Source organism: Nitrosomonas sp. Nm58 (assembly GCF_900107335.1).
Lineage (GTDB): Bacteria > Pseudomonadota > Gammaproteobacteria > Burkholderiales > Nitrosomonadaceae > Nitrosomonas.
In genome coordinates this window covers 1-2284 of sequence record NZ_FNPQ01000104.1, presented here as the reverse complement: position 1 = coordinate 2284, position 2284 = coordinate 1, and the positions used below count along the sequence as shown (strand labels likewise).

Annotated in this window: 1 protein-coding gene and 1 pseudogene; both read left to right on the top strand. The window is 38.9% G+C overall.

Annotated features, from left to right (window positions below; translation table 11 throughout):
- Nucleotides 1–97 (top strand): annotated as a pseudogene (locus BLW34_RS15920) (IS5/IS1182 family transposase); the annotation flags it as partial.
- Nucleotides 98–574: 477 nt separating this feature from the next.
- Nucleotides 575–1804 carry a YagK/YfjJ domain-containing protein gene (locus BLW34_RS15190; protein WP_090581374.1) on the top strand — a complete coding sequence of 410 codons (1230 nt, stop codon included), beginning with the start codon at nt 575–577 and terminating at the stop codon, nt 1802–1804.
- Nucleotides 1805–2284 lie beyond the last annotated feature (480 nt).

Sequence of the window (2284 nt, the reverse complement as noted above, 5' to 3'; positions counted from 1 at the left end):
ATGCCGGCGGCTGTGGAAAAATTGTGAACGCAAACTCAACACCAGCCTACAGTTCGTCCATCTTGCTTTCTTGGCATTGTTACTGCAAAGATTTTGAACAGACTCTAAAGGTGCTGTAGCATGGAATTCATCCGAGTTAGAAGAATGGATGAAATCTCGCCCTGTAACTTCTCGCCGCCCACCGATAAAAACTGATGCTGTAATTATGGCCAGGCTGTGATTCTGACGGCGTATCTCTGTACAGTACAATCTGTCCAAATCACTCTTGAATCTTAGGAGGGCAGATTGTGCAGTTAATTAGCGTCTCAGGGATATTTTGAGAGGGGGACATTCGGGTTATTTATACAATATAAAATATAAATAATTACTATTCATAAGTAATTGATTGACTGAGGAATGCAGGATCAAGGTAATAGATCGAGCTTAGTTATTATCGAATATCGTGCAATCCAGCCAATACTATGAGTCCGAATCAAGAATGAGAACGAATAAGGCAGTAAGCATTCCATATTTCATCTCTCATAAAGAACCCTACTAGACGCTGTTGAAATTTCATTTTCACAAGGAAATAACAATGGCTAGCTATAAAAAACTTAATGAAGAGGATCGGGATATCTGTGAAAGCGCCATATTCGATGCGCTCATCGCTGATAGAAAAACAGGTCAAACATCCCAAAATGAATCAGCCCATAGCAATGCAAGCAAAATGCGTTCGTTAGAATCTTTGTTGGAACGAGTAACGGAAGAGAGTTATCCAGAATTGGTGCCAAAACTAACTGAGACTCAGCACAATCAAATTATGGGAAGCGATCGTGATAGATCACATAGGCGATATATTCTGGAATCACTTCCGTCTTCTTTCTACATCGTCAAAGAACTGCCTAATAAATATTATTATAGCGAAACGGTAGAAGTTTTTATATCTCACTGCAAAGTTCATTCTACGCTTCTGATCGATAGTTCCTTCCACTTTTTTTGTCAGAATCCTGCTAAATACTTTAACGTATTCGGGGAGCCATCTTATGAAAGAATAAGAGAATTCGTCAATAAGTTCATAAGAGAATTACATCAAAGACTGCGAAACCCCAAAACAAGAAAAAAAATTCTTGATAGAAGAAGAGCTATAGAAAAAAATTATCAGGAACTTATTGAGTATGTTGATGGCTTGTTTGCCAGAAATGCCCGACTCCTCGTGCTAAGGATTGATTTAGCCTACAAAAAATATCTCAATGTGAGTGTTGAAGATCTCGCAAAGGACCTTGATCATCTCCATGCTAATATGAGGCACAACCGGCAGTTTCATCACCTGGTAGGTTACATCGAAAAGATTGAATATGGAGTGGAAAAAGGAGTACACGCCCATTTAATACTCTTCTTTGACGGATCAAAGCGAAAAAATGATAGCTATTTAGCCAAAGAAATAGGTGAATATTGGCATAGTCAGATCACAAAAGAACAGGGTAATTATTGGAATTGTAATGATCCTGAGAATAAAAAACAGCTCAAAAATATAGGGCGATTAGGTATTGGCGAAATTCATGCAGAAGATAAAGAAAAAAGAGACAACCTGAATTATATTATTCGATATTTTTGCAAAAAGGAGCAGTTCATTAAGCTCAAAACTAAACCAAAAATGAAGCTGATTCGTAAGGGCCAATGTCCAAAGCAGATCGGCCCGAAACGTGGAGCACCCAGAGCTTCACAACGAATTGTTCAATCGCCTCATGCTATCGGAGACAGACCAGCATTCTCAAACGGATTCCCGTATTGGGGATTACCCTTTGTTCCTCAGCTGAGTCTTTAAACACAGCCCTAAACATTGTACTGCAACGGCTTTACGGCTGCGTGAAGAATTGAATTCACTCAATAAGTGAAATGGAATTTGCTCATTGGAACTGTTGGATAAATGCTATTTTCCAACAGTCCCACGTTAAATAGGGGATCTTTACTTAAATTACCTGCCCCGATGCTCCTGCTGCGATTACTGACTAGATACCTGGTTATTATCCATTCTTGAAGAGTAACGACGTTATCGTTTAATTATGTGCCGAAATAGTTAACCCTACTCCGCCTCATAATTCTCAGCTACAACTTGATCTTTCTTAAGCACAGCTAAAACATAGCTGAAATAGAGGATAAAAACAAATGACCTGGTTTAATGAATCCGGACATTCCAGTTAAGAGAAAATAGCTTAACTGGAGGAAGTAATGGTAACGAGGAAGCAATATACAAAGGAATACAAATTAGATGCGATCAGTCTGGTATTGGATCAGGGCCATACGA